Source organism: Rhizobium sp. 10N414 (assembly GCF_056394785.1).
Map to the genome: position 1 here is coordinate 21,432 of NZ_JBFTIN010000055.1, position 6,525 is coordinate 27,956.

A 6,525-nucleotide genomic window follows, 5' to 3' on the forward strand; every position below is an offset into this window, starting at 1 on the left:
CAAGAACACTGAATTTGTTCGATAATGCCCTTATCACCTATGGGAGCGCCGCAACGACGAACTCACCCTTGACGTAGTCCAACGCATCCTGATTTGATCATCACCAATGACGTCCCCACCACCACAAATGATCCGCGATCTTCGCACCGAGCTTGCCAATGCAATCGCGGACTTCAAAGCCTATGATGTGCCCGCCGTTTGCAAACGCCTTGGCCTGGCGGATGGCGATGGATCCGAAGCCTTCAACAGTAAGTACAAGTACGCCATGAGTCGGCTCACGGTCGTTCCTACAGAAGAGCTTCTGCCCTTGGCAAAGAAGCTTCTGCAGGAAGTCAGCAGCTATCGTCTCTCCGAGCAAGTTGCGAAACTGGAAGAGATCGGGCAACCCGCGATTACCGAGATCACACGCCGTCGGCTGCTATCGGTGTTCAAGACGCGGCCGTTGGCGACGGAAATGGAGGAGGTCGAGTTCGTACAGCGGGCATGGCCCGTCGCGGAAATCCCCTCACCGTACGGCTCTTCTGGCGGCATCCTCGACGATATCTATCAGCACACGGTGCGGAACTACGATTGGGAAACCGACGAGATGCTGATCCACCTTGGCTTCCTGACCTGTTCGCAAGCCCAGCTATTCCGATTCCTTGAGGAAGTCACCGCGCCTGTTGTTCAGACGCCGGAGGCTCAGGCATCCATAGTCGCGGAGTTGAACAGTCACCTGCGGCATGACGATTTCCGTCTTGCCGTGGCGAGGAAAATTTCGGGATCTCCCGTCTATGAAATGCAGCGCGCGGTTCTAGGCAGCCCGGCTGATCACGGTATTAGTGCGGCCCTGCAGGCCTTCGATCCGGACGACGTCCATGATCGATGGATCGCTGCGGTCGAGCGGCGCGCCGACGATCCGCGCGGCGCCATCACATTGGCGCGTACCCTTCTTGAGGACGTCTGCAAGTGGATCCTCGACGAAGCGCAAGTTGAATATCCGGACAATGCTGATCTTCCGGTTCTGTATCGGAAGCTTGCCAAGGTCCTCCGTCTGGCGCCCGACGACCATACGGAGCAGACCTTCAAGCAGCTCCTAGGCAGTTGTCAGCAGATTGTCGAACTCCTCGGATCTCTGCGCAGTAAGCTGGGTGATGCACATAGTCCCGGCCCCAAGAAGGCCAAGCCGCAGCCCCGTCATGCAGAACTTGCCGTGAACCTGTCCGGCACCATGGCGACCTTCCTGGTCGAGACATGGCGGGCGAGGAAAGCTGAAAGCGGTCTTCCCGCGTCGGCCAAATCGACCAATCCGGAAGTGTAGTTTGGAATTTTGTCTATGCCGGTTACGCCATCGCATCGCCCACGATCAGCCGGTCCTGAGTAGCACATGCCGGGAGTTACAGCGCCCGAATGCACATCGGGGAAGCTTTCGTTTCCGAGATCAAGCTACGAGAATAAGATAGCCCTTCCTTGAGCGGCTATTCCTGGGCTAAGTCTCAATCAGGATTTCAGGGGCCACCTCTGGCTGAATGCGGGTGCTGATCGGGGTATAGAGATCGACCTCCGCCGCGGTTCGCAATGTTGCCGCAAGCGCATATCGAACGACCGTATCGCCCCTTCTCTGCCCCGTGTTCTCCCGCCACCAGCCGCCGGTCGGATAGATGGCAATCGCATCACGCTGGGAAAGCTCGACTGCATTGCCCTCCCAGATATCCGCATGTAGGGAACCCCGATTGCGCAGCACAGGCCCCAGTGTCCAACCTGCGTCGCCGGCCGCCCTTGCCGGCGGCCGGGCGCCCGCGGCAGCATTGATACGGCGCAAGAACACGTCGGCGCGCTCGTCGCTCGGCTTCAAAGCGAACCTCAATCCATGCGAGGCATAGCTGTGACGCCGGGTCTGGCCGCGCTCACCTGGGTTTGGCTCGATGAAATAGCTCAGCGTGATCCGCAGCTGAACCTGAGTTTCGCCAAGAGCTTCGAGCTCCCGTGTTGGCCAGGGCAGCTCATGCAGCACCATATCCTTGGTTTCGATCTTGCTTCCGCCGGTGATGAAGGGCTGCATCTCGGTCTCGACGACCATGGTAACGTCATTGTTGAGACTGCCGAGCGCCCGCACTATGGACGGCACCCCGAAACCATAGCGCCGCAGCAGCGCGTTCTTGTTGATCGCGCCGAGATGGGCCTTCATCGCCGGCGTCCATTCTGCCGAATGCACGATCAGGGCTCGGACTGTTTCAGGCCACAGGGTTGGACGCTGAACAAGGATGCGCGCGCCCATTCTTGCCGCAAGCGCCGTTGCCGCACTGGTTTCGCCGGTCGTCGTGAACGCACGGTTCTCTGGCGTCCGGTGGGTCGTCAGGAGGGCGAGGTCGTCGAGTTGGTCTCCGACGAGCGTGGCTGGATCGATGCCGAGATTGCCGCCTTCGAACACGACATCCGGCTTGAGCGGCCAATCATGGTTCCAGCTGACGGAGGTGCGGCTGCGAGGCATAAGATCGCCGACCTGCGCCATCGCACCCCATCCATTGAAGACAGGATCAGTGATCGTTGTTTTCTCGGTGAAGGCACCGACTGTCAGTACGTTCCATGCCTGCGCCGGGCTCTCGATCGGCGTGGCATCGTTGCGTTCGAGATAGTCGTTCTGGTGGATGTCTTCCCGGATATTGCCTGCAGAGACCGCGATCAGTCGCGGCGCGTTATCGGCGCCATAGGCGAGCTTATCGAGCGCGGCGGACCACGACGAGGGGCGGCCGCGCCAGTGATCGCCATCACTGGTAAGTGCGAGACAGATCGCCCGGGGCCGGTTCGGTGGCACGATCTCGGCCCGCGCGATCGATTGGGCAGTGATCGCGCCGAAGAGGTCGGGATCGTTTGCGCCGTGGTCGGGCAGGATCTTCACCGACTCCAGACGGTGTGTCAGGACGATCTGTCCATCGCCGGCGAGACTGTCGGTCAAGTCACCGTAGAGGGCGACGCCCGAAAGCTGGGTGCCATGCCCGCCGTGGCCCTGATTGCTGATGTCTTCGACGTTCCAGCCCGGATCAAATGCTTGCTGATCCGCCTGAGCAAGAGCCGGCTGAATCAGGGGGTGGCGGCGTGTCGAACCGGAATCAAGAAGACAAACTGCAGGCCCGTCTTCATCGGGGGCAACAATGCGGCCCGCCGTTTCCGCAGCCCATACTCTCTGTTCCGCGCCATCCATTTCCATGAAGAAAGCCGGGGTATCACGGGCCGTTCTCAGCTCCGCGATCGCATCGGTGTTCGCGATGATCCGGCCGAGCGTCTCGGCAGTAGCATGGACGATCAACACCTCGCGCTCCGGAAACTGCAGAGCATGTTGACGGACGGGCAACTCCAATCGCCGCGCCGCCGCCGCGAAGGTGTCCACTGTCCCGAGGCGGAGCCAGACCTCCCACCAAATGCCGGTCGCAGGGGCCGGAAAGAACGCCTCGTCGTCGGTATAGAGGGACCTTGCTACCGCCAGGCGTGCGGTTTCGAGGGAGGCCACCAGCACTTCGTTCTTGGGGCCGTTGTTCCTCTCAACGATCTCCCCGTCGACCTCCACTTTCTGAATTCGGTCCTCGTCGCGATATTGAGCGACCTTTTTCAGATAGTAGTCTCGCTGCCGTTCAGGAACGAATACAGTGGCGGCGATCGTGTCCCCTCCCTCTCCCACCGGACGAACGCTGACGAGTTCGATCGGAAACTTGCCCTGGCGGTTTTCGAGCTTATCGACGATCTCGCCCTGCGATGAGGGCAGCTCAAATTCGAGATAAAAACCAGGCGTTCCGCCGGCAAGTTCCGGCTCGCGGGCCTTCAACCGGACCTCGGCATCCGCAACGGCGCGCGTGAGAGCTTCGGTCAGCTTTCCCGCATGTTCGGCTCGCTCGCGCGCCGGGACGTCCACGCCGCCACCGCCACCTCTGGCAGTGTAGTGTTGAATGTCCCCATGACCGGGCAGATAGACGTGTTGGAGTGGACGCGGTGGTTCTTCTGCCATCGTTTACTGCGACGCCGCTCCTTTGCGTTCGGCGATCGCAATGACGAGATCGTTCTGGGTAATGCGTTCCCGGTCGGAAAGGATGACCAATTTTGCCGCGTCAGCCGCGGCCCTGACGATCTCGGCCTGACTCAAACCCGCAGCGTCGGAAACTGCTTTTGCCCAATTGATATCGCGAGTGTCGAAGCTGGAGAGCCGTGCCTGAAAAATGCCCGTTGCGACCTCGGCGCTCGGTAAACTGTACTCGATGACGTCGTCGAACCTGCGGAAGAGTGCAGGATCGAGCAGTTCCGGATGGTTCGTCGCGGCCACCACCAGACCGTCGCTCTCATCCTCTTCGAGGAACTGGAGGAACGAATTGAGGATGCGCCGGACCTCCCCGACGTCGTTTCGTTCAGCTCGCTTCGCCCCGATGGCGTCGAATTCGTCGAAAAAGTAGACGCCCTTGGTTTCGTGCATAGCCGAAAACACCAGTCGCAGCTTCGAAGCGGTCTCCCCCATGAATTTCGTCATCAATCCATCGAGCTGAACGGTGAACAAAGGCGTGTGGAGTTCACCGGCGAGAGCAGCGGCCGTCATGGTCTTTCCGGATCCCGGCGGACCGACAAGCAGCAGCTTGCGACGTGGTGTCAGTCCATGGCTGCGCAGTTTGTGCTGCTGCCGCTGCTCGAGGATGACACGCTTCAGCCGAGCCTCGAGCTCAGTCGGAAGAACCATGCTCGACAACCGGACGTCGGCATAGCGAACGGCAACGAGGTTCGCGAGATCGCCTCGCGGCTGCGCGAGGGGAACAGGAGCCTTCTTCCGCCCGGACCCACGATCCATGTTGGCACGCGCGGCGTCGACAAGTTCACGAAGTTGCATTGCGAGTTTGCCGTGGCCTCTTCGGGCCTCATTCGCAGCAGCCTGCAGCGCAATCGTCAGAAATTGCTCGTCGTCGCCGTCAACGTGGCTCTTCAAGAGCGAGATTAACTGCTGGGCGGTCGTCATGACGCAGCCGCTCGGCTCGAGCGTCGCGCTCCTTCTGATCCTAATGTCCAATTTCGCGTCATCGTGATCCTCTCGCGGCGACTCATCGGCACTTTCGAGAGATAGACGCCTCTCCCCAAGAACTGGTTAAAATCCAGTTTATTGATGGTCGTTGCGAAAATCAATTTAACGGTGCAACAGTTCCCAGGAATTGACGAGACAGTACAAAGAAACTTCACCGCAACCAAGGATGGCATGTGCGACGTAATTTTTTCACCCTGGACCTTCTCTTCACTCTGCAATGAAAATCGGCACGCGAATTTACAGAGGGGCCGCCCTGGCTATCTTATCACGAGAGCGTCAAACGTTCATCGTCGCCCAGCCTTGGGTTTTCTGCAGGACCCCGCCCTGTCCAACCTCCAAGACCTGATCTAGTCGAAGGTGGGGCAGCCGTCTCGTTCGAAAACCGCGTCGATGCGATCGGGAAACTGCGGTCAGCAAAAGACCGGCCTTCAAATGTCATCGTCAGCGGATAGGATCGACCAACGATCGCTTCGATCCCAACTTTACCTGTCGCCCAATCCGGCTCTGCGCTCACCGCCCTTCGCCGTGTCCGGAGGATCGACTGCGCAATTGTGATTTTGTGCGTAGGGGCACGAACATCACGGTCGGCATCGTGGAGAACCAGATCTTCGACATGGACAAGCTCATTGGAAATCCACATGCTGGCAGCAGCTTCATGGAAATGGGCCCGTTCGGTGAAACCCGGTCTTATCGGGCTGCGGCGAACAATCTCATCGAACCGCGCAAGCTTGTCTTCAGCTTGTTTAATCGCCAGAAACAGCCCCCGCTTACCGCCGCTTACCCCGCTTAGTACGGGGGCAAAATCGGTGGCAGCAGTTTCGGTGAGCGAGCATAGAAGTGTGCATAACCCGGCGTTTTGAGACTTGATTGATAGCCCGGGGATTCTCCTGCAGGGGCAAATCATGATTCGATTCTGGTTATCGATGGTAGATCGACAAAGCTCGCGAATCTCTCTTGTCAGTCGCCTGAATGAGCGGATTCCCTACAAATCCGGGCGTTTTACATGGAATAACGACATACGCCCCCCAAGGGAGGCGACAGAGGTTAGGAGTATCCGTGGCTGCCGCGAATCAACAGGTTCAGATGGCAATCCCCCACATCATCGCGTCTCGGCGAGCGCAACAAAGAGCGGCGGGCAACCGACCCTGCCTAGATCCGTTAGTCTATGTTGTCAGCCGCGCCGTGCCAGCGACCGCGCAATGTCGACGATATCATCACGGCCAGCGGTTGGATCCTCTCTGTTCCAGGCAATGCCAAGCCCGATCCGGAAGTCGATCCCGCTTACCTTCTTCAGCTCGAAGCCGCGATTGGGAAGATCAAGCGTCCATTCCGGGGCAAAGCCGACGCTCGGGTGTAGTGGCTTTCGACGCTCTTCACATGTACCCGGCTGTACCAACCCGATCGAAGCAGCTGGGCAATGCCGCGCGCATCGTTCTTGTCCGTCTTATTACGCATGGCCGAAAGAGCAGCATTGACTTGGCGAGCCTCCATGC

Annotated in this window: 4 protein-coding genes and 2 pseudogenes; 2 read left to right on the top strand and 4 right to left on the bottom strand. The window is 59.2% G+C overall.

Translation table 11 applies throughout. The features are described from left to right. Positions 1–106 precede the first annotated feature (106 nt). Positions 107–1,300 carry an abortive infection family protein gene (locus tag AC1DE4_RS29030; protein WP_477884290.1) on the top strand — a complete coding sequence of 398 codons (1,194 nt, stop codon included), beginning with the start codon at positions 107–109 and terminating at the stop codon, positions 1,298–1,300. A gap of 168 nt (positions 1,301–1,468) precedes the next feature. Here AC1DE4_RS29030 and AC1DE4_RS29035 read toward each other — a convergent pair whose 3' ends face one another. After that, entirely contained in the window at positions 1,469–3,979 is a 2,511-nt protein-coding gene (locus AC1DE4_RS29035) for a S8 family peptidase (protein WP_477884292.1), read from the bottom strand. A gap of 3 nt (positions 3,980–3,982) precedes the next feature. Continuing rightward, on the bottom strand, positions 3,983–4,969 hold the full coding sequence (locus AC1DE4_RS29040) for an AAA family ATPase (RefSeq protein ID WP_477817800.1): 987 nt from the start codon (positions 4,967–4,969) through the stop codon (positions 3,983–3,985). A 655-nt stretch (positions 4,970–5,624) separates the two neighbouring features. Between AC1DE4_RS29040 and AC1DE4_RS29045 the strand changes: the two genes are divergently transcribed. Further along, complete coding sequence (locus AC1DE4_RS29045; RefSeq protein WP_477884294.1) at positions 5,625–5,822, top strand: hypothetical protein; 198 nt, start codon at positions 5,625–5,627, stop codon at positions 5,820–5,822. Positions 5,823–6,203: 381 nt separating this feature from the next. Here AC1DE4_RS29045 and AC1DE4_RS29050 read toward each other — a convergent pair. Together AC1DE4_RS29050 and AC1DE4_RS29055 are read right to left on the bottom strand one after the other, a co-directional pair. Further along, positions 6,204–6,377 (bottom strand): annotated as a pseudogene (locus AC1DE4_RS29050) (LysR family transcriptional regulator); the annotation flags it as partial. A 23-nt stretch (positions 6,378–6,400) separates the two neighbouring features. Next, positions 6,401–6,525: pseudogene (locus AC1DE4_RS29055) on the bottom strand (IS110 family transposase); the annotation flags it as partial.

What these genes read in the sequence shown, in the direction of transcription:
- AC1DE4_RS29040 (WP_477817800.1), bottom strand. Translation starts at nt 4,969, where the DNA reads ATGACGACCGCCCAGCAGTTAATCTCGCTCTTGAAGAGCCACGTTGAC.
- AC1DE4_RS29030 (WP_477884290.1), top strand. Translation starts at nt 107, where the DNA reads ATGACGTCCCCACCACCACAAATGATCCGCGATCTTCGCACCGAGCTT.
- AC1DE4_RS29035 (WP_477884292.1), bottom strand. Translation starts at nt 3,979, where the DNA reads ATGGCAGAAGAACCACCGCGTCCACTCCAACACGTCTATCTGCCCGGT.